We start from the raw sequence: 26,071 nt of genomic DNA, 5'->3' as shown, positions 1-26,071 counted from the left end.
AGAACGAAAATGAGTGCGCCAACCAAATTGCTGGCGCACATGATAGAGATTATTTAATAGCTTGGATTTCTTTTAATGCTTTTTCACCTTTCTCACCAGTTTGTTTTACAAACTCAGCATAGAATGGTTTCATCGCATCTTTGAATGGCGTTAAATCAGGACGAGTTACTTTCACCCCTTGTTTTTCAAAGAATGTCACTAAATCTTTTTCGCCATCTACGAATAATTTAGTGTGGTATTTTGCTGCATTTTCAGCGGCGTCTTTGACTACTTTTTGAAGATCTTCTGGTAATTCTTTATAAGTTTCGTTACTCACTAAATAAAGTTGGTCATTCAAAATGTGGTTAGTCATCGCTAAGAATTTTTGCACTTCATAGAATTTTTGTGCTTGTACTGTTGCTAATGGGTTTTCTTGACCATCTACAGAGTTAGTTTGAAGTGCAAGATATACTTCAGAGAATGCCATAGGTGTTGGAGATGCGCCTACATATTTTGCGTACGCTAAGTTAGTTGCAGCATTTGGTACACGAAGTTTTAAGCCTTTCATATCTGCAATGCTATTGATTGCTCTGTTTGAAGTTGTTTGACGTGTACCATTATAAGCTTGAGAAAGTAGAGTAACACCAAGATCTTTATCCATTTTCTTAATTAAATCTTTACCAAATACAGTGTCAAATAAGGCTTTTTGCGCAACGTTGTAATCGGTGATGACATAGGGTAACGCGAACACTGCGGCTTCAGGATAGAATAATTGGAAACGAGCTGATTCAGCAAAAGTGAAATCAAGAGAACCATCTTTTAATTGTTTTAACATGGCACGGTCATCACCAAGTTGTGAACTTGGATAAAGTGAAACTTCGATTTTACCATGTGATTTTTCTTTTACTTCTTTTGCAAACATTTCTGCGGCTTTGTACTCATTAGATGAAGTACCCGCATTCATACCAAATTTTAAGTCATAATCTGCGGCAAAAACGGCTGAAGAAACGCCTAATGTGATAGCAGTTGCAAGGAAAAGTTTAGTAAATTTCATAATGTTCGCTCCTGTGTGAACCTATGTTGATATAAGCCATAATTGGCTCAGCTTAAAAGTGAATACTTGATGTTTTAGACATCAAAAAACGACTCGGACGCTATTCTAAAGTAAAAAAATACTTTTTGAACTGCTCTTTGAAGTTTTATTTCAAAATTGAGAGGTAGATCACATTTGCAAAAAAATACTTCAAAAAAACTTTTAAAATGGAGTTATGTTTTTATATAATGCCAAGCACTGACGAAAATGCAGGCTCAGTTATATTTTTGAGGATGGTTGAGCCTAAATAATGCTAACGCCTAGATGGCTTGTAATAAAGCATTTGAGCATTATCGGCCTCAATATATTTAGGAGTGATATTATGTCGAAATTATCTCATCAAGATGTGCTTTCTCAAATTCAATATGGTCTCATTGCTTCTTGCCAACCTGTTGATGATGGCCCAATGGATAAACCAGAAATTGTTTCTGCTATGGCCCAAGCTTCTGTGGCTGGTGGCGCATCAGGTTTACGTATTGAAGGTGTAGATAACCTTAAAGCGACACGTCCTTTTGTAAACATTCCAATTATCGGTATTGTAAAACGTGACTTACCTGATAGTCCGATTCGTATTACGCCATTTCTGCAAGATATTGAAGATCTTGCCAATGCTGGGGCAGATATTATTGCGGTAGATGGCACCAGCCGTCCTCGCCCAGTTGATATTGAAAGTGCGGTGAAAAAAATCCATGAAATGGGCTGCTTGGCTATGGCAGATTGCTCTAATTTAGAAGAAGGCTTGTATTGTCAAAAACTCGGTTTTGATATTGTGGGTAGCACAATGTCTGGTTATACAAGTGGTCCAGTTCCCAAAGAACCTGATTATCAATTAGTGAAAGATTTAAAAGCTGCAGGTTGTTTTGTGATGGCAGAAGGTCGCTATAACACCCCTGAATTGGCAAAAGTAGCCATTGAAATTGGCGCAGATTGCGTAACCGTTGGTTCAGCCTTAACTCGTCTTGAGCATATCGTGAGTTGGTTCGCTAATTCTGTGAAATCTGCAAGATAGTCGTAAGACATGTGAGAAAATACTTCATATTATAAGGATAAGTTATGCGTTGTTTAGCTCTAGACATTGGCGGTACAAAAATCGCAGCGGCTATCGTAAAAAACGGCGAAGTTGAACAACGCCAGCAAATTCATACACCGCGTGAAAATGTGGTAGAAGGAATGCATCAAGCATTGGAACAACTTCTTAATCATTATGCGGGGCAATTTGATTATGTGGCGGTGGCTTCAACCGGTATTATAAATGATGGTGTTTTAACCGCACTTAATCCTAAAAATTTGGGTGGTTTAAATCAATTTCCACTAAAAGAAAGTATTGCTAAACACACGGATAAACCAATTGGTTTATTAAATGATGCACAAGCCGCGACTTATGCGGAATATCAACTTCAAGATCCAGAGAAAGTATCAAACTTTGTTTTTATTACGGTTTCTACTGGCGTCGGTGGCGGTGTCATATTAAACCAACAATTACAAACTGGTCTAAAGGGAATCGCAGGACATATCGGGCATACATTAGCGGATCCAAATGGCCCAATGTGTGGTTGCGGTCGTCGAGGTTGTGTAGAAGCCGTTGCGGCAGGGCGTGCAATTGAAGCAGTGTCTTCCCAATGGGATGATCCTTGTGAGCCAAAAGAAGTTTTTGAACGTTTTAGAAAAAATGATGAAAAAGCTACCGCACTTATAGAACGTTCAGCCCAAGCCATTGCCAATTTAGTGGCAGATTTAGTGATTGGATTAGATGTACAAAAAGTCGTTATAGGTGGTAGTGTCGGGTTGGCTGAAGGTTATTTACCATTAGTCAAACGCTTCTTACAGGATATGCCTGCTGTATATAGCTGTGACATTGAATCTGCCAAATTTGGTCAAGATGCAGGATTAGTGGGCGCAGCTTATTGGGTGAAAGATGTTCTGCTTGATAAACCAAAAGGAACAATTTATGGCTAAATCCGGAAATGTGTTAAACACTATTAGTTCGCTTTACCATAGCTTAACTAAATCAGAGAAAAAAATTGCTGATACGATTTTGCGTTCCCCTGATTTGGTGTCTCAATGTCCCCTTTCAGAAATCGCTAAACATTTGGAAGTTGGAGAAGCTACGCTCGTCCGTTTTTGTCGAACCATTGGTTTTAAAGGTTTCAGCGATTTTAAATTAGAACTTTCCATTGAGCTTGCCACGAAAGATAACAATGATGAAACTGTGCTCGAAACAGAAATTATGCCGAGTGATGATTCTTTAACGATTGCACAAAAGTTGCAAGCGGCAGTTTCTAATGTAATGGAAGAAACGGTTAATTTATTAGATTTGAAACAGCTTGAACAAGTCGTTAAAGCCATTAAAAAAGCACGTCGTATCTTTTTATTTGGCGTGGGATCATCTGGTGTGACAGCTGAAGATGCGAAAAATAAATTGATGCGTATCGGTTTTCAAGTGGATGCAACAGGCAATAATCATTTTATGTATATGCAGGCGGCATTACTTACGTCTTCTGATGTGGCAATTGGTTTAAGTCATTCCGGATATTCCGCAGAAACAGCGCACACACTCAAAATTGCTAAACAAAACGGTGCAACGACAGTGGCATTAACTCACAGTTTGCGTTCCCCCGTTACAGAATATGCTGATTATGTTTTGGTAAATGGTAATAAACAAGGGAAGCTACAAGGTGACTCCATTGGTACCAAAATTGCACAGCTTTTTGTATTAGATTTAATTTATGCTTTGTTAGTGCAGGGCGAAGAAGAACTTGCAGCTCAAACCAAGCAAAAAACTCTCAATGTGATTCTTGAACAACGTATAAAATAGGAGAAAACTTATGCGTGATTTAAAAGGTATTTTCAGTGCATTATTAGTGTCATTTAATGAAGATGGCACAATTAATGAAAAAGGTTTACGTCAAATTATCCGCCACAATATCGATAAGATGAAAGTTGATGGTTTATATGTGGGTGGTTCAACAGGCGAAAACTTTATGCTTTCAACTGAAGAGAAAAAAGAAATCTTCCGTATTGCAAAAGATGAAGCAAAAGATCAAATCGCGCTAATTGCTCAAGTGGGCAGCGTAAATTTAAAAGAAGCGGTGGAATTAGGTAAATATGCAACAGAATTAGGCTACGATAGCTTATCTGCAGTTACTCCGTTCTACTATAAATTTAGTTTCCCAGAAATCAAACATTATTACGACACCATTATTGCAGAAACGGGCAATAATATGATCGTGTATTCTATTCCGTTCTTAACTGGCGTGAATATGGGAATTGAACAATTTGGTGAACTTTACAAAAACCCGAAAGTATTAGGGGTAAAATTCACAGCAGGTGATTTCTACTTATTAGAACGTTTGAAAAAAGCTTATCCAAACCACTTAATTTGGGCAGGTTTCGATGAAATGATGTTACCTGCGGCTGCACTTGGTGTGGATGGTGCAATCGGTTCGACTTTCAACGTAAACGGTGTTCGTGCTCGTCAAATTTTTGAATTAACCAAAGCGGGTAAATTAGCCGAAGCGTTAGACATTCAACACGTAACCAATGATTTAATCGAAGGCATTTTAGCGAATGGTTTATATTTAACCATTAAAGAATTGCTTAAATTAGAAGGTGTGGATGCGGGTTATTGCCGTGAGCCAATGACAGCAAAAGCAACAGATGCTCAGCTTGCAAAAGCAAAAGAGTTGAAAGCAAAATTTTTATAATTAATGGAATATCGTGAGAACCTAGGGGAGTGATTTCCCTAGGTTACTCATAATTTATCCCTATTGGGGTAGCAATTCTCGTTTCCTGCTTCTCAGTTTTTCTATTTCGTAGTGGGGAACCATTATGTTTAACCGTTGGTTTGTTTATTCACGGTATTGAAAATAAAGGAAGTATAGTATGCGTCTTATCCCTCTACACAACGAACAACAGGTGAGTCGTTGGGCTGCCCGCCATATTGTTGATCGTATCAATCATTTTAATCCTACGGCTGAACGCCCTTTTGTTCTAGGTTTACCAACTGGTGGCACGCCATTAAAAACTTACCAAGAATTAATCGCACTTTGTAAAGCGGGAGAGGTGAGCTTTAAGCATGTAGTAACATTCAATATGGACGAATATGTGGGTTTACCAGAGGAACATCCTGAAAGTTATCATAGTTTTATGTATAACAATTTCTTCAATCATATCGATATTCAGCCAGAAAATATCAATATTCTTAATGGCAACACGGATGATCATGATGCGGAATGTCGCCGTTATGAAGAAAAAATTAAATCTTACGGAAAAATTAATTTATTTATGGGCGGAGTAGGCAATGATGGTCATATAGCCTTTAATGAACCAGCATCATCATTAAGTTCCCGTACTCGTATTAAAACGTTAACTCAAGACACGCTGATCGCAAATTCACGCTTCTTTGATAATGATGTGAATAAAGTGCCTAAATATGCTTTGACTATTGGTGTAGGCACATTATTAGATGCTGAAGAAGTGATGATCCTTGCGACTGGCCATCATAAGGCGCTTGCAGTTCAAGCTGCTGTAGAAGGTGGTGTAAACCATATGTGGACAGTGAGTGCACTTCAGCTACATCGCCATTTTGTGTTAGTTTGTGATGAGCCAGCACAACAAGAATTGAAAGTAAAAACGGTTAAATATTTTACTGAATTAGAACAACGCGCCATTCATAGCGTGTTATAAGATCCTACCACTCAAAAGAGCGGTAATTTTTCTGATTATTTTATTTAAGGACAAAAAATGAGATATGCATTAACGAATTGTGTGATTTACACAAAATATGATGTTTTACGTGATTTTGCTGTAATTATTAACGGTGAAATTATTGAAGCGGTAGTTCTACAAGCTGAATTAGAAACAGGTATCAAAACCATTGATTTACAAGGTAATAATTTAACGGCTGGTTTTATTGATCTTCAATTAAATGGCTGTGGTGGCGTGATGTTTAACGACCAAACTAGCGTTGAAACCTTGGAAATTATGCAGGAAACTAACTTGAAATCAGGTTGTACAAGTTTCCTTCCTACTTTTATCACGGCACCAGATGAAAACATAAAAAGTGCGGTGAAAATTATGCGTGAATATTTAAATAAGCATAAAAACCAAGCACTTGGTTTACATATTGAAGGACCGTTTATCAGCGTTGAGAAAAAAGGGGTACACCGTCCCGAATATATTCGTGAAATTACGCCTGAAATGAAGGATTTCCTCTGTGAAAATGGTGATGTTATTACAAAAATTACCATTGCTGCAGAAAACCCAACCATTAACTATACGCCTGATTTTGTGAAAGCGGGCATCATTGTCTCTGTTGGCCATTCTAATGCGACTTATGAAGTCGCTAAAGCCGCATTCCACAAAGGCGCAACTTTTGCGACTCACTTGCATAATGCCATGTCGCCAATTAGTTCTGGACGTGCGATGGGCGTAGTAGGGGCGGTACTCGATTCTGATGTTTACACTGGTATTATCGTGGATGGTGTGCATATCAATTACGGTAATGTTCGCATTGATAAAAAAATCAAAGGCGACAAACTCTGTATTGTGACTGACTCTCTTGCTGCAGCAGGTGCGCCACCTGAATTGGAAACCTTCACCTTCGTAGGAAAAACCATTTATATCCGAGATGGCCGCTGTTTTGATGCAAACGGTACGATCGCTGGCGCATCAATTACCATGATCGAATCTATTAAGAATGCAGTCGAGTTTGTGGAAATTCCACTTGCTGAAGCAATTCGAATGAGTAACCTTTATCCTGCACGAGCAATTGGTGTGGATGATCGTTTAGGTTCGGTAGAAAAAGGAAAAATCGCAAATTTAGCTGTGTTTACGTCAGATTATAAAGTGACAGCAACCGTGCTCAATGGTGAATGGAAACCTAATTGATTTAAAGTGCGGTAAATTTTCCTGATATTTTATAGCCCAACCAATCGGTTGGGTTATTTTTTGCTTTACTACTTTAATAAGAATAATTTTCATCTATAATATAAAAACCAAGTTAATTACTAGGAGATAGATATGGCAAAAGATGAAGTAGGGCATAATTTTCTTGCACGTTTAGGTAAAACTCGTTTGCGTCCAGGCGGTAAAAAAGCGACAGATTGGTTAATTGCCAATGGCGATTTTAGCCAAGATAAAAAAGTTTTAGAGGTTGCCTGTAATATGGGAACGACAGCGATTGGATTGGCGAAGCAATTTGGTTGCCATATTGAAGGTGTTGATTTAGATGAACATGCGTTAGAAAAAGCACAAGCAAATATCGAAGCAAATGGCTTGCAAGAAAAAATTCATGTGCAGCGTGCGAATGCGATGAAATTGCCTTTCGAGGATGAAAGTTTTGATATTGTCATTAATGAAGCGATGCTGACGATGTTACCCGTGGAAGCTAAGAAAAAAGCCATTGCAGAATATTTTCGAGTGTTAAAACCTAATGGTTTATTGCTTACTCACGATGTTATGCTGGTGGGGAATGATCATCAAACTATTCTAGAAAATATGCGCAAAGCGATTAATGTGACTGTCACGCCATTAACAAAAGATGGCTGGAAAGGAATATTCCAAGAAAGTGGCTTTAGAAATGTTGATACTTTCTCTGGTGAGATGACCTTACTTTCACCAAAAGGAATGATTTATGATGAGGGCATTCTTGGGACGTTAAAAATCATCCGTAATGCCATGAAAGCGGAAAATCGTGAGCAATTTAAAAGAATGTTCAAAACCTTTAATGATCCTGAACATAAATTACATTTTATTGCTGTATGTAGTCAAAAATAACATTAAAAAACGAACCGCTCTTTTATGTGCGGTTCGCTTTTTATTACGATAATTTTTTCACTAGGGTTGTTTAGATTTATTTTGAATAATCCCTTGCACCAAAAATCGCAGTGCCAATGCGTACCATAGTAGAACCGCATTTTATTGCGCTCGGCATATCATCTGTCATTCCCATAGAAAGTGTATCAATTTGTTGATTGGGTGAGGCTTGTTTAAGTTGTTCAAATAGAGACAACATCTTTTTAAATACATTTTCTTGTTCTGCGATTTTATCGGTCGGCGCAGGTATTGCCATTAAGCCACGTAAGCGTAAGTGCGGTAAATTTTCGATGTGTTTTGCTAGTGTTAATATTTCCTCAGGTTGAATACCAGATTTACTTTCTTCATCGCTGATATTAATCTGAATCAAGACATTCAATGGTGCTTTGTTAGTCGGTCGTTGTTCATTTAAACGATCAGCAATTTTTGCTCGATCAAGTGTTTGCATCCAATCAAAATGTTCTGCAACGAGACGGGTTTTATTCGATTGTAATGGACCAATAAAATGCCATTCAAGGTTAATACCTTGGGATTCAAAATATTGGATCTTTTCTATACCTTCTTGCACATAATTTTCACCAAAAGCCCTTTGTCCAGCCTGATAAGCTGAAAGAATCGCGGAAATAGGTTTGGTCTTAGATACGGCAAGTAATTTTACGGTATTTTGATTGCGTGTTGTTTCTTCGCAAGCTGTTTCAATTTTTTGATGAATTAGGTTGAGATTATGTTGGATATCCATAGATTCTCCTTTATAAAAGTGCGGTTAGTTTACACGAAATTTATTTGCTGAGAAAATTTCTGAAAAATTTGTTACTTTCTATTTGACAAGCTCGGGAAATTTCGGTATTTCTTTACGCATTCATTTTTCAAGATAAAACACAATGAAAAATAACCGCACTTCATCCGTAATCATTAGCACGATTACCACTATTATGATGACCATTACTATGATTAATGGCGCGGGTTAGTGCACCAAAAAACAGGATACAGAAAACCCGCGATTCAACTGAATAGCGGGTTTTTTTATAAATTTAAAAACACAATATCTCTAGGAGAACCAATCATGCGCGTACTTAAATTTGGTGGCACTTCGCTTGCAAATCCGGAACGTTTTTCCCAAGCAGCGAAATTGATCGAGCAAGCTCATTTAGAAGAGCAGGCTGCAGGTGTTTTATCAGCACCAGCAAAAATAACTAATCATCTCGTCGCCCTTTCTGAAAAAGCTGCATTAAATCAACCAACCGATACGCATTTCAACGAAGCAATCGAAATTTTCTATAACATCATCAATGGCTTACATGCCGAAAATAATCAATTCGACTTAAATGGCACGAAGGCGCTTATTGATGCTGAATTTGCTCAAATCAAAGGATTATTAGAAGAAATTCGTCAAGCAGGAAAAGTAGAAGATGCAGTTAAAGCGACAATTGATTGCCGCGGTGAAAAACTTTCTATCGCGATGATGAAAGCTTGGTTTGAAGCGAGTGGCTATAGCGTACATATTGTGGATCCTGTCAAACAATTATTGGCAAAAGGCGGTTACCTTGAATCGTCTGTTGAAATTGAAGAATCAACAAAACGTGTTGATGCAGCAAGTATTGCAAAAGATAAAGTGGTGCTTATGGCTGGCTTTACTGCGGGTAATGAAAAAGGTGAGTTGGTGCTGCTCGGTCGTAATGGTTCAGACTATTCTGCAGCTTGTTTAGCCGCTTGTTTAGGCGCAAGCGTATGCGAAATTTGGACCGATGTGGATGGCGTTTATACTTGTGATCCGCGTTTAGTGCCTGATGCCCGTTTATTGCCAACTCTTTCTTATCGTGAAGCAATGGAACTTTCTTATTTTGGTGCGAAAGTGATTCATCCTCGTACGATTGGCCCATTGTTGCCACAAAATATTCCTTGTGTCATTAAAAATACAGGAAATCCTTCTGCGCCGGGTTCGATTATTGATGGCAATGTGAAATCAGAAGGTTTACAAGTCAAAGGTATCACTAACTTAGATAATTTGGCGATGTTTAATGTGTCAGGCCCTGGTATGCAAGGCATGGTAGGCATGGCATCTCGCGTATTTTCAGCTATGTCAGGCGCAGGTATTTCAGTCATTTTAATTACTCAGTCTTCGTCTGAATATAGTATTAGTTTCTGTGTGCCTGTGAAATTTGCAGAAGTAGCGAAAACCGTACTAGAAACTGAGTTTGCTAATGAATTAAATGAACACCAATTAGAACCAATTGAAGTGATTAAAGATTTATCCATTATTTCTGTTGTGGGCGATGGAATGAAGCAAGCGAAAGGCATTGCTGCTCGTTTCTTCTCTGCGTTAGCACAGGCAAATATTAGCATTGTGGCGATTGCACAAGGTTCTAGTGAACGTTCAATTTCTGCGGTTGTGCCGCAAAATAAAGCGATTGAAGCGGTGAAAGCTACCCATCAGGCTCTTTTCAATAATAAAAAAGTAGTGGATATGTTTTTAGTGGGCGTTGGTGGAGTAGGCGGAGAATTAATTGAGCAGGTAAAGCGTCAAAAGGAGTATCTAGCAAAGAAGAATGTTGAAATTCGAGTTTGTGCTATTGCGAATTCCAACCGCATGTTGCTCGATGAAAATGGATTATGTTTAGACGATTGGAAAACCGATTTAGAAAATGCGACTCAACCATCAGATTTTGATGTATTGCTTTCTTTCATTAAATTACATCATGTGGTGAATCCAGTATTTGTAGATTGTACCTCAGCCGAATCTGTAGCGGGGCTTTATGCTCGTGCGTTAAAAGAAGGTTTCCATGTAGTCACGCCAAATAAAAAAGCGAATACACGAGAATTAGCTTATTACAATGAGTTACGCCAAAACGCTCAAGCAAGCCAACATAAATTCTTATATGAAACCAATGTGGGCGCTGGTTTGCCAGTAATTGAAAATCTTCAAAACTTACTTGCTGCGGGTGATGAACTTGAATATTTTGAAGGTATTTTATCTGGCTCGCTTTCCTTTATTTTTGGTAAATTGGAGGAAGGACTTTCTCTTTCAGAAGTCACCGCACTTGCCCGAGAAAAAGGCTTTACTGAGCCAGATCCCCGTGATGACCTTTCTGGACAAGATGTAGCACGTAAATTATTAATTCTTGCTCGTGAAGCTGGAATTGAGCTTGAGCTTTCAGATGTTGAAGTTGAAGGTGTATTGCCGAAAGGCTTCTCTGAAGGAAAATCTGCAGATGAATTTATGGCAATATTGCCACAGCTTGATGAAGAATTTAAAGTTCGTGTTTCCACCGCTAAAGCTGAAGGCAAAGTATTGCGTTATGTTGGAAAAATTTGTGAAGGTAAATGTAAAGTATCTATTGTTGCAGTTGATCAGAATAATCCACTTTATAAAGTAAAAGATGGCGAAAATGCCTTAGCATTTTACACTCGTTATTATCAACCGATTCCGCTTTTATTGCGTGGTTATGGAGCAGGCAATGCGGTGACGGCGGCAGGTATCTTTGCAGATATTTTAAGAACATTACAACATTAATAAGGATTACCAATGTTAAGAATTTACGCCCCTGCATCTAGCGCGAATATTAGCGTAGGTTTCGATACTTTAGGCGCCGCGATCTCTCCTATTGATGGTTCATTGTTGGGTGATGTGGTTCAAATAGAATCTATTTCAAGTGGTTTTGAGTTAGAAAGTGCGGGCTATTTTGTTCGTAAATTACCGAAAGAACCACAAAAAAATATTGTTTACCAAACTTATGTGCTATTTAGCGAGCAATTAAAATTACGCGGAGGAAATCTGAAGCCTTTGCGTTTAACGCTCGAAAAAAATATGCCTATTGGCTCTGGTTTAGGCTCTAGTGCTTGTTCTATTGTTGCTGCATTAGTGGCATTAAATCAGTTTCATGATGGCCCTTTTTCGAAAATGGAATTGCTTGAAATGATGGGAGAATTGGAAGGCCGTATTTCTGGTTCAATCCATTATGATAATGTCGCACCTTGCTATCTTGGCGGTGTGCAATTTATGGTGCAATCGCTCGGCAATATTTGTCAAAAGCTTCCATTTTTTGATAATTGGTATTGGGTGTTGGCATATCCAGGAATTGAAGTTTCTACCGCTGAAGCTCGTGCAATTTTACCGAAAAGCTATACTCGACAAGACGTGATTGCCCATGGTCGTCATTTAGGTGGCTTTGTACATGCTTGCCATACCCATCAGGAAAACCTTGCTGCGATTATGATGAAAGATGTCATTGCTGAGCCTTATCGTGAATCTCTGCTACCTAATTTTGCTGAAGTAAAACAAGCTACGCGAGACTTAGGTGCACTTGCCACTGGTATTTCAGGCTCAGGACCAACTATTTTCTCTATTGCTCCTGATTTACAAACTGCAATTAAACTTTCAACTTATTTAGAGAATCATTATTTACAAAATAATGAAGGTTTTGTGCATGTATGCAAGGTCGATAACGAAGGCGCAAGAGAAATTAAATAAGTTAATTTAAATAGATAAAATTAAAAACGGATTAAATATGAATTTATACAATATCAAACATCCCGAAGAACAAGTCACTTTTTCTCAGGCTGTTCGTCAAGGTCTTGGACGGGATCAAGGTTTATTTTTTCCTGAAGTTATCCCTCAACTTAATAACATTGATGAATTATTGGAAGTGCCTCTTGTGGAGCGTAGCCAAAAAATTCTAGGGGCATTAATTGGTGAAGAATTACCGAAAGCAACGTTAGACGAGATGGTGAGAAATGCATTCACTTTTACCGCACCGTTAGAAAAAGTGGAAGATAATATTTATGCACTTGAATTATTTCATGGTCCCACATTGGCATTTAAGGACTTTGGGGGCCGTTTTATGGCTCAGGCGCTTGCAGCAGTTCGTGGTGATGGCAAAATTACTATTTTAACGGCAACGTCTGGCGATACTGGAGCAGCTGTAGCACATGCGTTTTATGGATTAGAAAATATTAATGTAGTTATCCTTTATCCAAAAGGCAAAATCAGTCCATTGCAAGAAAAGCTATTCTGTACTTTAGGTGGGAATATTCGTACTGTTGCGATTAACGCTGATTTCGATGCATGCCAGGCTTTAGTTAAGCAAGCCTTTGATGACGCTGAATTGCGCCAAACTATCGGACTTAACTCTGCAAATTCTATTAATATTAGCCGCTTATTAGCTCAAGTTTGTTATTACTTTGAGGCTGTCGCACAATTGCCAAAAGAAAAACGTGATAATGTTGTGGTTTCTGTGCCAAGTGGTAATTTTGGTAACTTAACTGCAGGGTTAATTGCAAAAACCTTAGGTTTGCCGATAAAACGCTTTGTCGCTTCAACAAACGCAAATGATACTGTGCCACGTTATTTGAAATCGGGCAATTGGGATCCTAAAACGACAGTTGCAACTCTTTCTAACGCAATGGATGTAAGCCGTCCAAATAACTGGCCAAGAGTGGAAGAACTGTTTAAACGAAATGGTTGGAATTTAACTGATTTAGGTTCGGGGATGCTGACTGATGCACAAACTGAAGAAACCTTAAAAGCAATGAATGCTGAAGGTTATGTTTGTGAACCGCACGGAGCGATTGCTTATCAGGTGTTGAAAGCTCAACTTAAAGCTAGTGAAACAGGAATCTTCCTGTGTACAGCTCATCCAGCAAAATTTAAAGAATCCGTAGAATGTATTCTTGGTATTCAGCTTCCATTACCTGAAGCACTGGATAAACATAATCAGCTACCATTGCTTTCTGATGAAATGGATAATGATTTTGCACAACTACGGGCTTACTTATTGAAGTAATAAAGTGCGGTAAATTTTTATTGTATTTTGGATAGCGCTTGATTTTCAGGCGCTATTTTATTTTAGAAAATATAACGTAGAGATAAAATATATTAATTATTTTAGATCGGGTAGAAAGAATAACTATTTTTTAATAATCAAGTGATTTGAAAGAGTTTTACAAGATATTAGGCAATAAAAAAACACCTTTCGGTGCTTGCTTTATTTTTAAGTGGTGGGTCGTGAAGGATTCGAACCTTCGACCAACGGATTAAAAGTCCGCTGCTCTACCGACTGAGCTAACGACCCAATTAGATGATTTTAAAGTAAATTTTAAAATCTTTTGATTCGTGTTTAAATGGTGCCCGAAGCCAGACTTGAACTGGCACGCCTCGAAAGGCGAGGGATTTTAAATCCCTTGTGTCTACCGATTCCACCACTCGGGCAAATTGGAGCGGGAAACGAGGCTCGAACTCGCGACCCCGACCTTGGCAAGGTCGTGCTCTACCAACTGAGCTATTCCCGCATTTATCACTAATCAGCATTGCTACGTGACAACGGGGCGTATTTTACGGTTTTATAGTCTTGTGTCAAATGAAAAAATAAAAAAAAACTTTGTTTGATTAAAAATAAGACAAAATAATAAAAGTACGGTAGAAAATACCGCACTTTATCCAAAATTAGAGTTTTAGGTCATCTAGTAGGCTACCTTTTGCTGCCTGTAAATATTGGATCATTGACCATACTGTTAAAATAGCTGCGATGTAAAGCAAGATTATAGCGGCAATTTCCATATAGTTATTGTAACGCCATAATAATCCGCCTAGGGCTAACATTTGTGCGGTTGTTTTCCATTTTCCCCACCAAGAGACAGCGACTTTACTACGCTCTCCGAGTTCAGCCATCCATTCACGTAATGCAGAAATTATAATTTCGCGAGAAATCATAATAATGGCAGGAATCGTAATCCAAAGAGAGTGTTGATATTCAACGATGAGAACCAAGGCTGCGACAACCATTACTTTATCCGCAACAGGATCCAAAAAAGCGCCAAATCTTGTAGTTTGTTTCCATTTACGAGCCAAATAACCATCAAGCCAGTCAGTAACACCGGCAATAAAGAATATGAATGTAGTAATAAAAGGGGAGGATTCGATAGGTAAATAAAATGCAATCACGAAAAACGGAATCAGGATTACACGAAACATCGTTAGGAAAATAGGAATATTAAATTTCATAGAAATGAACCGCTCTTGGTGTCAGAGATACGCCTATTCTAAAGTATCTGAGAATATAAAAAAAGCCACATTATGTGGCTTTCTTGTAAATAATTACGGATTAAAGTTTATCAGCGTTTTGTTTTAAGTATTTTGCAACGCCTTCAGGGTTATCTTTCATCCCTTCTTTACCTTTTTCCCATTGAGCAGGGCAAACTTCACCGTGATCTTCATGGAATTGTAATGCATCAACCATACGTAACATTTCATCGATGTTACGACCTAATGGAAGATCGTTTACCACTTGGTGACGAACTACGCCATTTTTGTCGATTAAGAATGAAGCACGTAATGCAACGCCTGCTTCTGGATGTTCGATACCGTATGCTTGTGCGATTTCGTGTTTAACGTCTGCCGCTAATGCATATTTAACTTGACCGATACCACCGTTTTCAGTTGGGGTGTTACGCCATGCATTGTGAGTAAATTGAGAGTCGATAGAAACACCAACTACTTCTACGCCACGTTTTTTGAATTCTTCATAACGGTGGTCAAATGCGATTAACTCTGAAGGGCAAACAAAGGTAAAGTCTAATGGGTAGAAAAAGATTACTGCAGCTTTTCCAGCAATGTGTTTTTTAAAGTTGAAGTTATCAACGATTTCGCCATTGCCTAATACAGCAGATGAAGTAAAATCTGGTGCTTGACGGGTTACTAATACCATAGTCATAATTCCTATATAAAGTTAAGTTAAAGTTTTGCCACATAAAATAGCGGCGCGATTTTATTTGAAATGCCGACATTTTATACTCGATTTTATCTATTAAAGCAATTAATCTTATCTAAAATAAGGTGGAAATATGCAACAACACAATCTATTAACAACATTTGTCCATGCAGGACGTAAAAAACGTTTTTCACAAGGCTCCGTAAACCCCGTTTTACAGCGAGCTTCTTCATTAGTATTTGACAGTATTGAAGATAAAAAACATGCCACTCAACATAGAGCAAAAGGCGAATTATTTTATGGCAGAAGAGGGACATTAACACATTTTGCGTTACAAGATTTAATGTGCGAAATGGAAGGAGGGGCAGGTTGTTATTTTTATCCTTGTGGTGCAGCTGCAGTCACTAATTCGATTCTTTCTTTTGTTAAAACAGGCGACCATGTGTTAATGAGTGGCGCAGCTTACGAGCCAACCCAAGATTTCTGTAATATTGTGCTGAAAAAAATGCAGATCGATACAACTTATTACGATCCTCTTATTGGTGCTGATATTGCAACGCTTATTCAACCGAATACAAAAGTACTTTTCTTAGAAGCACCGAGTTCTATCACAATGGAAATTCCTGATATTCCGACTATTGTGAAGGCTGCAAGAAAGGTGAACCCTAATATTGTGATTATGATTGATAATACTTGGTCGGCAGGTGTTCTATTTAAAGCGTTAGAGCATGATATTGATATTTCTATTCAAGCGGGTACGAAATATTTAGTGGGGCATTCTGATATTATGATTGGTACTGCCGTTGCGAATGCGCGAACTTGGGATCAACTTAGAGAACATTCCTATTTAATGGGGCAAATGGTTGATGCAGATTCTGCTTATACAACTGCTCGTGGTATTCGTACATTGGGTGTCCGATTAAAACAACATCAGGAAAGCAGTATTAAAGTAGCAAAATGGTTGAGTGAGCAACCAGAAGTAAAAACTGTGTACCATCCAGCTTTACCAAGTTGCCCTGGTCATGAATTCTTTTTACGTGATTTTAGTGGAAGCAGTGGCTTATTTTCTTTTGAATTAACTAAGCGATTGACATCAGAACAAGTCTCAAATTTCATGGATCATTTTCAACTGTTCACTATGGCTTATTCATGGGGAGGATTTGAATCTCTAATTCTTTGTAATCAACCAGAAGAAATTGCACATATTCGTCCAAATATTAAACGTAATCTTACAGGTTCATTAATTCGTGTGCATATTGGCTTTGAAGATGTAGATGAATTGATTGCAGATTTAAAAGCTGGATTTGAGCGAATTGCCTAAAAGTGCGGATAAAAAATGCCTGTTTTACACAGGCATTTTTTATAGGATTATTTTTGTTCTGAAACTAAACCAATTTGGGTACCGTCAGCAAAATGAATTGAAGTCCCAATAATATCGACTTGAATACTTTTTCCTTGTTGTAAGTGAGGACGAATTTGAGAAAGCACGGCTTCTTCATCAGTTGATAAGGTAACGACTTCATTTGCTTTTGGTGCAACTGTTTTTCCAAATTGTAATGCAGGAAGATTTGCTACATAGAACGGCTGATTATTTTCTTTATAAATAGTGAGCCATTGTGCTTCTGAAATTGCTTTATCGCTTAAATTTGTAATTTCATAAGTAATAGAAAAGGATTTTAAATCATCAGTAACAGAAACATTAGTAACTTTTATGTTTGCAACTTTTTGAAATTCTACATTAGCTTGAGCAACTAATTCATCTATTTTTATTTGAGTCTGTTGTTCTGATTGGGTTGTTGCTGATTGTGTAGCTTCTGTTGCGGGTTGAGCTTTTTCTACAGCTGGTTGAGTTGTTTCTACTGCGGGTTTTTCAGCTTGTTTTTGCTCTTTATCGTTACAAGCGGTTAATGCAATAGAGCTTGCGATGATAGTTGCGAAAAGAAAAGACTTATTAAATTTCATTGTTTATTCCTATTGAAGTGGTTAAATAATAGTTCAGTGGCGTTAATTATAGATCATATAGTTTGATATGACAGTCTTTTCTTTTGAAAGTTCATAGAAGTTGTTTTATCATATTTTTCGTTTTCCTTAATCAACAGAGAAGCACAATGAAACATATTCATATCTTAGGTATTTGTGGCACATTTATGGGCGGCGTGGCGATGATTGCTAAACAAATGGGCTATCACGTGACGGGGTCTGATACTAATGTTTACCCTCCAATGAGCACTTTTTTAGAAGAGCAAGGCATCCAGATTATTCCAAATTATGATGTTGCACAATTACAACCTGCGCCTGACACAGTAATTATTGGTAATGCGATGAAGCGCGGTAATCCTTGTGTAGAATATGTGTTGGAAAATAATTTGAAATACACATCTGGTCCTCAATGGTTGCATGATCATTTATTGCGCGATCGTTGGGTATTGGCAGTTTCTGGTACGCATGGAAAGACAACTACAACAGGCATGCTAACGTGGATCTTAGAACAAAATGGCTTAAAACCAGGATTTTTAATCGGTGGCATTGCGGGTAATTTTGGCATTTCAGCTCGTTTAGGAGACAGCCCTTATTTTGTTATTGAGGCTGATGAATATGATACAGCTTTCTTTGATAAACGTTCGAAATTTGTCCATTACAATCCGCGTACACTTATCGTAAACAACATTAGTTTTGATCATGCAGATATTTTTGATGATCTCAAAGCGATCCAACGCCAATTTCATCATATGATTCGAACCATTCCGGCAAGTGGCTTGGTATTAAGTTCGGCGAGTGAACAAAGTGCAAAAGAAACACTAGCATTGGGATGTTGGTCACAACAACAATTTTTAGGCAAAGATAATGAGTGGTTTGCTGAGCGTATTACAAATGATGCTTCACATTTTGCGGTCTTCCATCATGGTGAAAAAGTAGCAGAAGTAAAATGGAATGTAGTGGGACAACATAATATGCATAACGCTTTAATGGCGATCGCTGCTGCTCATCATGCGGGTGTGGCTATTGAAGATGCGTGTAAAGCATTGGGATCTTTTGTAAATGCTAAACGTCGTTTAGAAGTAAAAGGTGAAGTTAATGGCATCACCGTTTATGATGATTTTGCTCATCATCCAGAAGCTATTCTTGCTACGCTAACTGCTTTACGAGATAAAGTGGGTGGTGGCGTGCGAATTCTTGCAGTGCTTGAGCCTCGTTCTAACACAATGAAAATGGGCGTTCATAAAGATGAAATCGCGCCTGCGCTTGGCCGAGCTGATGAAGTGTTTATGCTTCAACCAGAACAACTTCCTTGGGAAGTGGCAGATATTGCAAATCAATGTGTACAACCTGCCTATTGGAATGCAAATTTAGATCGATTAGTCGATATGATTGTCGCTGAGGCTCAACCTACAGATCATATTTTGGTGATGTCTAACGGCAGTTTTGGTGGCATTCATCAAAAAATTCTTGATAAACTTAAACAGAAATAATCAAAGTGCGGTTAATTTAGAACGTGTTTTTAAATTGACTGTACTTTTTATTTCTGATTTTTAGGCTATATTTATTTTTAATTTGTAATTCATAAAAAGGAAAATTTATACAATGGCTGATCCACATATTAAATCACCGATGGATTTTTTAGATTATCTGACTGTTCTTATTTACCGCACTGGTTTTGTGATAGCGGCGTTGGCTGTTCTTACAGTGAGTTGGTATCCAGATTTATCACTCACATTTATATTAATTGCGGCAACCTGTTGTGCCTCTTCGTTACACATTTACTTAAAATCTTTTCGATTGCTTTTTCAATTTGCTACTTGGATAGGATTACTTTTTTATATTAATCATTATCCTGCGTTGGCTCTTGGCGGTGCGTTACTTACTTTAGGCGGTTTGTGTTTTAAAGAATATTTTTGTTTCCGCGTGCCTTTGCTAAATTTACAGCCGATATTTGTGGCTTGCTTGTGGTTTTCGTGGGTGTTAAATAATCTTATTGCACTACGCATTTTTTCTATTATTTCTGGCGTATTACTTTTAGTTTTAGCGATACAAAAATGGCGAATGCCTTTGCATTTTGATATTGGAGATAAAACTAAATATCAAATTTAGCAAAGAAAATGACCGCACTTTTATGTGCGGTCATTGTTTTTAGAAAGATTTATTTAGCTAAACATTCCATGTAGCTATCTGCAGTAGATTGCAAGAATGTTGCATAAGAATTTTTACCTAAAGTAACTTTATCGCCAATTGGGTCGAGTTGTCCTACATTGACTTTAGTATTTTTCGCTAAAGACTCAATCACTTTTGGCGTAAATTGAGGCTCTGCGAATAAGCAATTTACTTTATGTTCATCAATTTCTTCTTTAATGTGCGCTAAAGTTTTTGCACCCGGTGCTACTAATGGATTGATGGTAAAGTAACCCGTTTGTTTTAACCCATAAGCATCGTTGAAATAACCATAAGCATCGTGGAAAACGTAGAAACCTTTATCTTTAACATTTGCAAGTTGTGCCGTAATTTTTTCACTTTGTTCTGCCAAAGTGCGGTTAAAATCTGAAAGATTTTGTGCAATTAACGCTTTTTTATCTGGGAATTGTGCAGTTAATTTATCCGCTACTTTTTGTGCAACAATTTTGCTGATAGCTGGAGAATACCAAACATGCCAGTTTGTTGTTAAACCTTCGTCATGATCATGGTGATCGTGGTCATGGTCGTGATCGTGATGTTCATGAGCGTGGTCATGGTCGTGATGTTCATGCTTATGATCATGGCCGTGTTCATGTTCATGTTTATGTTCGTGTTTGTGCTCATGCTCATGTTTATGATCGTGATCGCCATCTTCATGGAAATGTTCGTGGTGAGCTTTACTTAATAAAGGTTCAACATCCGCAAGATCGGCGATGGTAATTACTTTTTTACGTTCAATTTGGCTAATTGGTTTGTCTAAGAATGAATCAACGTCTTCACCAATCCATACAACTAAATCTGCAGATTTTACTTTTTGAATATCAGATAATTTCAAATTGTAATCATGCGGAGAGGCTCCAGCAGGAACAAGGACTTGTGTACCAGTTACGCCATCTGCAATAGATGAAACAATAAAGCCTAAAGGTTTTACTGATGCCAATACATCAGCATTCGCCATCATTGGCGCACTTAAAAGTGCGGCAGAAATGGCGCTAATTTTTAAAAGTTTTTTCATATTTCTGTTTCCTTACTTGTTGATAATAATTAGTAAAGGGCAAAAAGCCTACGCTCTTTTCTATAAATTGCAATGATTTTATAGCTAAAAAGAGGGAAAATTTTTCATTTTTAAAGTAAATGGGTTTCATTCAATAAAAAATGCACATTTATGGTCAATGTGCATTTTAAAAGGAAGACTAAGATTTTTTCTTGAGTAATTTATTTATTACACGAGAAACGGCAAAAAAACCAAAGGTTGCAGTTATCATTGTGGCTGCACCAAATCCATTTGCGCAATTCATTGTGGCAGAAATAGAACAACCTTCAGTCATTTGTGGGAATATTAAAGGTTGTGTTGAAAATACCGCATCGATACTAAATTTGCGTTTTGGATTTTGGCTAAAATTGTAATCCTTGCGTAAAACTGACCGCACTTTGGCGAGCAGCGGATCCTGAATGGTTTTACTGAGATCGGCAATTTTAATTTGGGTTGGATCAGTTTGACCGCCAGCACCACCAATAGTAATCACATTAATTTTGTTACGTTTACAATAAGCAATCAGCGACGCTTTAGTTTTCACATTGTCAATGGCATCAATGACGTAGTCATAGCCTCGGTTGAGATAATCCGATTGATTCTCTGGCGAGATAAAATCATCAATAATATTGACGGTACATTCTGGGTTAATTAATTTTACTCGCTCTGACATGACTTCAGTTTTTAATTTGCCGATTGTGCCGCTCATCGCAGGAAGTTGGCGATTGATATTTGTGACACAAATATCATCCATATCAATTAATGTTAGTTCACCAACGCCTGAACGTGCTAAAGCCTCTACGACCCAAGAACCCACGCCTCCAATACCTATTACGCAAATATGGCCTTGGCGTAAGCGCGCGAGTCCATCAGGTGTATAAAGTCGACCGATACCGCCAAATCGCTGTTCATAATTGTCCACTGGCGCCATTATTGCAACATCCATACTCGGCCATAGTGTTTTGATAATCCCGCAATATGACCTGCTTGATCACCAATGCCGCGATATAAGTCAAAGTGGTGGCCTTTCACCGCACCGCCCACATCAAGTGCAACCATTAAATGCAATTTGTGTGTGCCAAGCCAGTTTCCGTTATTATCAATGTCAGGCACTTCGACTAAAAGAACAGTACCAGATGGTACAATGCTACGATCTGATGCTACTGAAGCCATTGGTACAAGTGGTACGCCAGCAGAACCTTTTACTTTGCCACTCGGATCATTTTTAAAGAATACATAGGAAGAATTGCGTTCTAATAAACTTTGTACACGAGATGGATTACGATTGCCCCATTCACGAATTGCTTGGATAGACATTTTCTCTTTTGGCACTTCACCATCTTCTACTAATAAACGCCCAACGGCGGTATAAGGAAAGCCATTTTGTCCTGCATAAGCGAAGTAATTAAGGTTGCCATCACCAAAATCTACATAGCCGCTGCCTTGTACTCCAAGTAAAAAGTTCTCTAACATGGAATCACTATACGCTAATTCTAATCCTTGACCCGCTAATGCACCGGCGTAGATTTGCGCACGGCTAAAACGTTTATTTGCCGGCATACGATAAATTGGATTTTGGAATTGACCTTGCGGTGAACGGCGTGCATGAAGGACTGGAGAGTAGTAGCCTGTCATCAGCACATTTTGAAATCCATCAAAGCCACGCATAATTTGCGGGTTAATGCCAAATTTAGAAAGCTCACTGATATTGGCGCCAGAAAGTACCCAATTTGTGATTTTTTCATAGTTGCCATAGAAACGATCAGATAGTTTGCTTGAATAACTTTGTACATTCGAAAGTTGCGTTAAAAAATCACCCTGATTAATGACCGCACTTTGGTTTTCAACTTGAGAAACTGGCATAAATACAGCTTGTTGATAAGTACGACCCGAATATTTCGCACCAAATTGTTGAGGATCGCTGCCATTTGAGGTGGTGGGAATTTGAGTTTTTGTTGTATTAGAGGAACCACAGGCAACTAAAAGTGCGGTTGTCACTGCAATAGAAAATGTTTTTAATGAGAAAAATTTTCTAACTGACATTTTTAATCCTAAATAAGCTTAAATAAGGCTGCATACGCTATCAAAAATCCTTCAAAACGACCAGTGTTATTTAGTCAAGCTGATTAATAAAAACGCACATTGAACATTTTATTAACAAATGAAACATAAACTTTTGTTTAATTCTTGCAAAAAAATATTAATAGCGTATAGTGCACCACATCAGACGCGGGGTGGAGCAGCTTGGTAGCTCGTCGGGCTCATAACCCGAAGGCCGTCGGTTCAAATCCGGCCCCCGCAACCAACAAATTCTAAAGCCCTGATTTAAGAAAATCGGGGCTTTTCTTTTTACAGTTTAACTCGCTATGATGATCTCAATTAGATCATCTTTTTCTATGCTATAATCTCTCAAAATTTTCAAAATCGGTACCTAAATGAAACAATTATTTGCAACGACTTCTCGTGGCTTTGAAGAATTATTAAAAGTTGAACTTACTGAACTTGGCGCGAAAGAGGCAAAAGTGGTTCAAGGTGGCGTTCATTATCAAGCAGATGACGAAACTTTATACCGCACTTTGCTTTGGTCACGCCTTGCTTCACGCATTTTATTTCCTTTGATTGAAACCAAGATTTACAGTGATTTGGATCTTTATGCAGCTGTTTCAGGCTTTAATTGGTTAGCGCAATTTGATGAACGAGTTACATTCTTTGTAGATTTTAATGGAACCAACCAAGAAATTCGTCATACTCAATTTGGTGCGATGCGCGTTAAAGATGGAATTGTCGATTACTTTGAACGTCAAGGTAAAACTCGCCCTGATGTAGATAAAATTCAGCCAGACGTACGTATCCATGCTTATTTGAATCGTGAAAATTTAGTGATTTCTTTAGATTTAAGTGGGGAAGCATTACATTTGCGAGGCTATCGTGAAGATGCAGGTCAAGCACCTTTACGTGAAACTCTAGCGGCGGCAATTGTTATGCGTTCAGGTTGGCAAGTGGGTTCTCCATTAGTAGATCCAATGTGTGGTTCAGGTACGCTTTTAATTGAGGCGGCACAAATTGAAGCTAAAATTGCACCGCAACTTTATCGTTTACATTGGGGATTTGATTTTTGGAAATCGCATAATCAATCGGCTTGGGAAAAAGTAAAAAATGAAGCGATTGAATTAGCAGAGGAAAAACAACGTGAAATTCAACCGCACTTTTATGGATTTGACCTCGATCACCGCGTGTTAAAAAAGGCGCAGAAGAATGCACAAAATGCAGGTGTTTCACATTTAATTAAATGGCAGCAAGCTGATGTGGCAGCGTTAAAAAATCCTAGTTTAAATGAAGTTGGTACGGTTATCTGTAATCCACCTTATGGGGAACGTTTAGGCACAACACCAGCTTTAATCGCGCTCTATTCTGTATTTGGGCAGAGACTTAAAAAAGAATTTTGCGGTTGGAATGTTTCTGTTTTTAGTAGCGAATCCACATTGCTTGATTGTTTGAGAATGCGTGCCAGCCGACAGTTTAAAGCAAAAAATGGCCCATTAGATTGTGTGCAGAAGAATTATCAAGTTTCAGAACGAAAATCTGACGAAATTACAGCTGAAAATGAACTAGAATTTAACCGCACTTCGGAGGTGGCAACCGATTTTGCTAATCGATTACAAAAAAATATTAAGAAAATTAGCAAATGGGCAAAGCAACAAGGATTAGATGCTTATCGTTTATATGATGCCGATTTGCCTGAATATAATTTAGCCGTCGATCGTTATGCGGATTACATTGTTGTGCAAGAGTATGCAGCGCCGAAAAATATTGATGAAAATAAAGCGCGTCAACGTTTATTGGATGCTGTTACTGCAACTTTGCACGTTACGGGTGTCGAAACGAATAAGTTGATCCTTAAAGTTCGCCAGAAACAAAAAGGTACCAACCAATATGAGAAATTGGCCAATAAAGGTGAATACTTTTATGTGAATGAATATAGCGTGCAACTTTGGGTAAATTTGACAGATTATTTAGACACAGGCTTATTCTTAGATCACCGTTTAACAAGAAAAATGATTGGTGAGTTGGCAAAGGGTAAAGATTTCTTGAACTTATTTGCTTATACTGGCTCAGCAACTGTTCATGCAGCACTTGGTGGCGCTAAATCGACAACCACCGTTGATATGTCCAATACTTATCTTAATTGGGCGGAGCAAAATCTTATTTTGAATGATATTAAAGGTAAACAGCATAAATTAATTCAAGCAGATTGCCTTCAATGGTTAGAAAAATGTGATCGTCAATTTGATTTGATATTTGTGGATCCACCGACGTTTTCGAATTCTAAACGTATGGAAGAGAGTTGGGATGTTCAACGAGATCATGTAAAATTGATGAGCAATTTAAAACGAGTTTTGTCGAATAATGGCACAATTGTTTTTTCGAATAATAAACGTGGATTCAAAATGAATTTAGTTGCGTTGGAAGAATTTGGCTTAAGTGTAATAGAAATTTCGCATAAAACGTTACCGCTAGATTTTGAACGTAATAAACAAATTCATAATTGTTGGATGATTCAACATATATAATGATTTGCTAAGTTGTAAAAATAGTCGAAAAAATAGTGAATTTTAAACAAACTGAATAAAAAACTATCGCTCAAACATTTTTTTTCAAAAAGTGCTAGACAAGGTTTTATGAAATCATTAATATACGCCTCCGCAACGACGCAATAACGCGTTCGTAGCTCAGTTGGATAGAGCGTTGGCCTCCGGAGCCAAAGGTCGCAAGTTCGAATCTTGTCGAGCGCGCCAGGTCAGTGCAATAACAACTTTTAATGGTGGCTATAGCTCAGTTGGTAGAGCCCTGGATTGTGATTCCAGTTGTCGTGGGTTCGAATCCCATTAGCCACCCCATCTTATCTTTATAAGATCTGACGGCGAGTAGCGCAGCTTGGTAGCGCAACTGGTTTGGGACCAGTGGGTCGTAGGTTCAAATCCTATCTCGCCGACCACTTTATTTTGCTCTTTAACAATATATCAGACAATCTGTGTGGGCACTTGTTGATTGACTTGTTTTAAAAATATTTTTAATTTTGAAGTCTTAATAGGTGCTTAACTGAAAATTCATCATTACTTTTTAAGTAGTGTTTTATTTATAGCTAAGCAGTTTATTGAGCGATTGAACTTGAATTGAAGAGTTTGATCATGGCTCAGATTGAACGCTGGCGGCAGGCTTAACACATGCAAGTCGAACGGTAGCAGGAGAAAGCTTGCTTTCTTGCTGACGAGTGGCGGA

The 26,071-nt window shown here is 38.1% G+C and carries 22 protein-coding genes, 7 tRNA genes, 1 rRNA gene and 1 other annotated feature; of the genes, 19 read left to right on the top strand and 11 right to left on the bottom strand.

Annotated elements, in window-relative coordinates:
- Nucleotides 1-49: 49 nt before the first annotated feature.
- Nucleotides 50-1,036: a sialic acid TRAP transporter substrate-binding protein SiaP gene (locus tag DV424_RS03320; RefSeq protein ID WP_118859063.1), complete on the bottom strand. Its 987-nt coding sequence runs from the start codon at nt 1,034-1,036 to the stop codon at nt 50-52.
- Nucleotides 1,037-1,394: 358 nt separating this feature from the next.
- Between DV424_RS03320 and DV424_RS03315 the strand changes: the two genes are divergently transcribed.
- The 7 genes from DV424_RS03315 (at nt 1,395) to DV424_RS03285 (ending at nt 7,849) form a co-directional block, all read left to right on the top strand.
- Nucleotides 1,395-2,081 carry a putative N-acetylmannosamine-6-phosphate 2-epimerase gene (locus DV424_RS03315; protein WP_118859062.1) on the top strand — a complete coding sequence of 229 codons (687 nt, stop codon included), beginning with the start codon at nt 1,395-1,397 and terminating at the stop codon, nt 2,079-2,081.
- Between the two features lie 44 nt (nt 2,082-2,125).
- Nucleotides 2,126-3,028 carry an N-acetylmannosamine kinase gene (locus DV424_RS03310; RefSeq protein ID WP_118859061.1) on the top strand — a complete coding sequence of 301 codons (903 nt, stop codon included), beginning with the start codon at nt 2,126-2,128 and terminating at the stop codon, nt 3,026-3,028.
- On the top strand, nt 3,021-3,887 hold the full coding sequence (locus DV424_RS03305; RefSeq protein WP_005625613.1) for a MurR/RpiR family transcriptional regulator: 867 nt from the start codon (nt 3,021-3,023) through the stop codon (nt 3,885-3,887). Before DV424_RS03310 ends, DV424_RS03305 begins: the two co-directional genes overlap by 8 nt.
- A gap of 10 nt (nt 3,888-3,897) precedes the next feature.
- Entirely contained in the window at nt 3,898-4,776 is an 879-nt protein-coding gene (gene nanA, locus DV424_RS03300) for an N-acetylneuraminate lyase (RefSeq protein WP_118775252.1), read from the top strand.
- A 178-nt stretch (nt 4,777-4,954) separates the two neighbouring features.
- Nucleotides 4,955-5,758 (top strand): glucosamine-6-phosphate deaminase, encoded by an 804-nt coding sequence (gene nagB / locus DV424_RS03295; protein WP_009500377.1) that lies wholly within the window; start codon nt 4,955-4,957, stop codon nt 5,756-5,758.
- A gap of 57 nt (nt 5,759-5,815) precedes the next feature.
- Entirely contained in the window at nt 5,816-6,961 is a 1,146-nt protein-coding gene (gene nagA / locus DV424_RS03290) for an N-acetylglucosamine-6-phosphate deacetylase (protein ID WP_118859060.1), read from the top strand.
- A 132-nt stretch (nt 6,962-7,093) separates the two neighbouring features.
- The gene (locus tag DV424_RS03285; RefSeq protein WP_032824169.1) at nt 7,094-7,849 is read left to right on the top strand and encodes a class I SAM-dependent methyltransferase; all 756 of its coding nucleotides are present in this window, start codon (nt 7,094-7,096) and stop codon (nt 7,847-7,849) included.
- Nucleotides 7,850-7,925: 76 nt separating this feature from the next.
- Here the strand turns inward: DV424_RS03285 and DV424_RS03280 are convergent, their stop codons facing one another.
- On the bottom strand, nt 7,926-8,627 hold the full coding sequence (locus DV424_RS03280) for a YggS family pyridoxal phosphate-dependent enzyme (protein WP_118859059.1): 702 nt from the start codon (nt 8,625-8,627) through the stop codon (nt 7,926-7,928).
- 170 nt (nt 8,628-8,797) lie between these two features.
- Nucleotides 8,798-8,916: a sequence feature (Thr leader region), on the top strand.
- A 35-nt stretch (nt 8,917-8,951) separates the two neighbouring features.
- Between DV424_RS03280 and thrA the strand changes: the two genes are divergently transcribed.
- The 3 genes from thrA to thrC are packed head-to-tail and all read left to right on the top strand — an operon-like array spanning nt 8,952 to nt 13,668.
- The gene (gene thrA / locus DV424_RS03275; protein WP_118859058.1) at nt 8,952-11,399 is read left to right on the top strand and encodes a bifunctional aspartate kinase/homoserine dehydrogenase I; all 2,448 of its coding nucleotides are present in this window, start codon (nt 8,952-8,954) and stop codon (nt 11,397-11,399) included.
- Nucleotides 11,400-11,411: 12 nt separating this feature from the next.
- A complete protein-coding gene (gene thrB, locus DV424_RS03270) occupies nt 11,412-12,356 on the top strand; it encodes a homoserine kinase (RefSeq protein ID WP_118859057.1) in 945 nt (314 codons plus the stop codon).
- Nucleotides 12,357-12,393: 37 nt separating this feature from the next.
- Nucleotides 12,394-13,668 (top strand): threonine synthase, encoded by a 1,275-nt coding sequence (gene thrC / locus DV424_RS03265; protein ID WP_118859056.1) that lies wholly within the window; start codon nt 12,394-12,396, stop codon nt 13,666-13,668.
- 212 nt (nt 13,669-13,880) lie between these two features.
- Here thrC and DV424_RS03260 read toward each other — a convergent pair.
- The 5 genes from DV424_RS03260 to DV424_RS03240 all read right to left on the bottom strand — a co-directional run bounded on the left by DV424_RS03260 (nt 13,881) and on the right by DV424_RS03240 (nt 15,588).
- Nucleotides 13,881-13,956: transfer RNA gene (locus DV424_RS03260), tRNA-Lys, on the bottom strand.
- A gap of 50 nt (nt 13,957-14,006) precedes the next feature.
- Nucleotides 14,007-14,093 (bottom strand) — tRNA-Leu (locus DV424_RS03255).
- 4 nt (nt 14,094-14,097) lie between these two features.
- Nucleotides 14,098-14,173, bottom strand: a tRNA-Gly gene (locus DV424_RS03250).
- Nucleotides 14,174-14,327: 154 nt separating this feature from the next.
- Nucleotides 14,328-14,885 (bottom strand): CDP-diacylglycerol--glycerol-3-phosphate 3-phosphatidyltransferase, encoded by a 558-nt coding sequence (gene pgsA / locus DV424_RS03245; RefSeq protein ID WP_005625600.1) that lies wholly within the window; start codon nt 14,883-14,885, stop codon nt 14,328-14,330.
- A 100-nt stretch (nt 14,886-14,985) separates the two neighbouring features.
- The gene (locus tag DV424_RS03240; protein ID WP_005625599.1) at nt 14,986-15,588 is read right to left on the bottom strand and encodes a peroxiredoxin C; all 603 of its coding nucleotides are present in this window, start codon (nt 15,586-15,588) and stop codon (nt 14,986-14,988) included.
- Nucleotides 15,589-15,724: 136 nt separating this feature from the next.
- Here DV424_RS03240 and metC point away from each other — a divergent pair, with 136 nt between their 5' ends.
- Nucleotides 15,725-16,912: a cystathionine beta-lyase gene (metC, locus tag DV424_RS03235; protein WP_118859055.1), complete on the top strand. Its 1,188-nt coding sequence runs from the start codon at nt 15,725-15,727 to the stop codon at nt 16,910-16,912.
- Between the two features lie 47 nt (nt 16,913-16,959).
- On the opposite strand, the gene DV424_RS03230 is transcribed toward metC, so the two are convergent.
- Nucleotides 16,960-17,553: a hypothetical protein gene (locus DV424_RS03230; protein WP_118859054.1), complete on the bottom strand. Its 594-nt coding sequence runs from the start codon at nt 17,551-17,553 to the stop codon at nt 16,960-16,962.
- Between the two features lie 146 nt (nt 17,554-17,699).
- Here DV424_RS03230 and mpl point away from each other — a divergent pair, with 146 nt between their 5' ends.
- Nucleotides 17,700-19,061, top strand: a complete 1,362-nt coding sequence (mpl, locus tag DV424_RS03225; protein WP_118859053.1) for a UDP-N-acetylmuramate:L-alanyl-gamma-D-glutamyl-meso-diaminopimelate ligase — start codon at nt 17,700-17,702, stop codon at nt 19,059-19,061.
- 112 nt (nt 19,062-19,173) lie between these two features.
- Nucleotides 19,174-19,680, top strand: coding sequence for a DUF2301 domain-containing membrane protein (locus DV424_RS03220; protein ID WP_118859052.1), 507 nt, complete (start codon nt 19,174-19,176; stop codon nt 19,678-19,680).
- Nucleotides 19,681-19,729: 49 nt separating this feature from the next.
- Here DV424_RS03220 and znuA read toward each other — a convergent pair whose 3' ends face one another.
- The 3 genes from znuA to mltA form a co-directional block, all read right to left on the bottom strand.
- Nucleotides 19,730-20,773: a zinc ABC transporter substrate-binding protein ZnuA gene (gene znuA / locus DV424_RS03215; RefSeq protein WP_118859051.1), complete on the bottom strand. Its 1,044-nt coding sequence runs from the start codon at nt 20,771-20,773 to the stop codon at nt 19,730-19,732.
- A gap of 178 nt (nt 20,774-20,951) precedes the next feature.
- Nucleotides 20,952-21,722 carry a tRNA cyclic N6-threonylcarbamoyladenosine(37) synthase TcdA gene (gene tcdA, locus DV424_RS03210; protein WP_192880642.1) on the bottom strand — a complete coding sequence of 257 codons (771 nt, stop codon included), beginning with the start codon at nt 21,720-21,722 and terminating at the stop codon, nt 20,952-20,954.
- On the bottom strand, nt 21,722-22,834 hold the full coding sequence (mltA, locus tag DV424_RS03205) for a murein transglycosylase A (RefSeq protein ID WP_118859049.1): 1,113 nt from the start codon (nt 22,832-22,834) through the stop codon (nt 21,722-21,724). Before mltA ends, tcdA begins: the two co-directional genes overlap by 1 nt.
- Before the next feature lie 185 nt (nt 22,835-23,019).
- Between mltA and DV424_RS03200 the strand changes: the two genes are divergently transcribed.
- From DV424_RS03200 to DV424_RS03175, 6 genes are all read left to right on the top strand, one after another.
- A tRNA-Met gene (locus DV424_RS03200) sits at nt 23,020-23,096 on the top strand.
- 130 nt (nt 23,097-23,226) lie between these two features.
- A complete protein-coding gene (rlmKL, locus tag DV424_RS03195) occupies nt 23,227-25,362 on the top strand; it encodes a bifunctional 23S rRNA (guanine(2069)-N(7))-methyltransferase RlmK/23S rRNA (guanine(2445)-N(2))-methyltransferase RlmL (protein ID WP_118859048.1) in 2,136 nt (711 codons plus the stop codon).
- A 148-nt stretch (nt 25,363-25,510) separates the two neighbouring features.
- Nucleotides 25,511-25,587: transfer RNA gene (locus DV424_RS03190), tRNA-Arg, on the top strand.
- Between the two features lie 26 nt (nt 25,588-25,613).
- Nucleotides 25,614-25,689: transfer RNA gene (locus tag DV424_RS03185), tRNA-His, on the top strand.
- A gap of 21 nt (nt 25,690-25,710) precedes the next feature.
- Nucleotides 25,711-25,787, top strand: a tRNA-Pro gene (locus tag DV424_RS03180).
- Nucleotides 25,788-25,962: 175 nt separating this feature from the next.
- A 16S ribosomal RNA gene (locus DV424_RS03175) occupies nt 25,963-26,071 on the top strand; the annotation flags it as partial.

It is taken from the genome of Haemophilus haemolyticus (assembly GCF_003493605.1).
In the GTDB taxonomy this organism is placed as follows: Bacteria; Pseudomonadota; Gammaproteobacteria; order Enterobacterales; family Pasteurellaceae; genus Haemophilus; species Haemophilus haemolyticus_J.
This window is presented reverse-complemented; position numbering and strand designations above follow the sequence as displayed.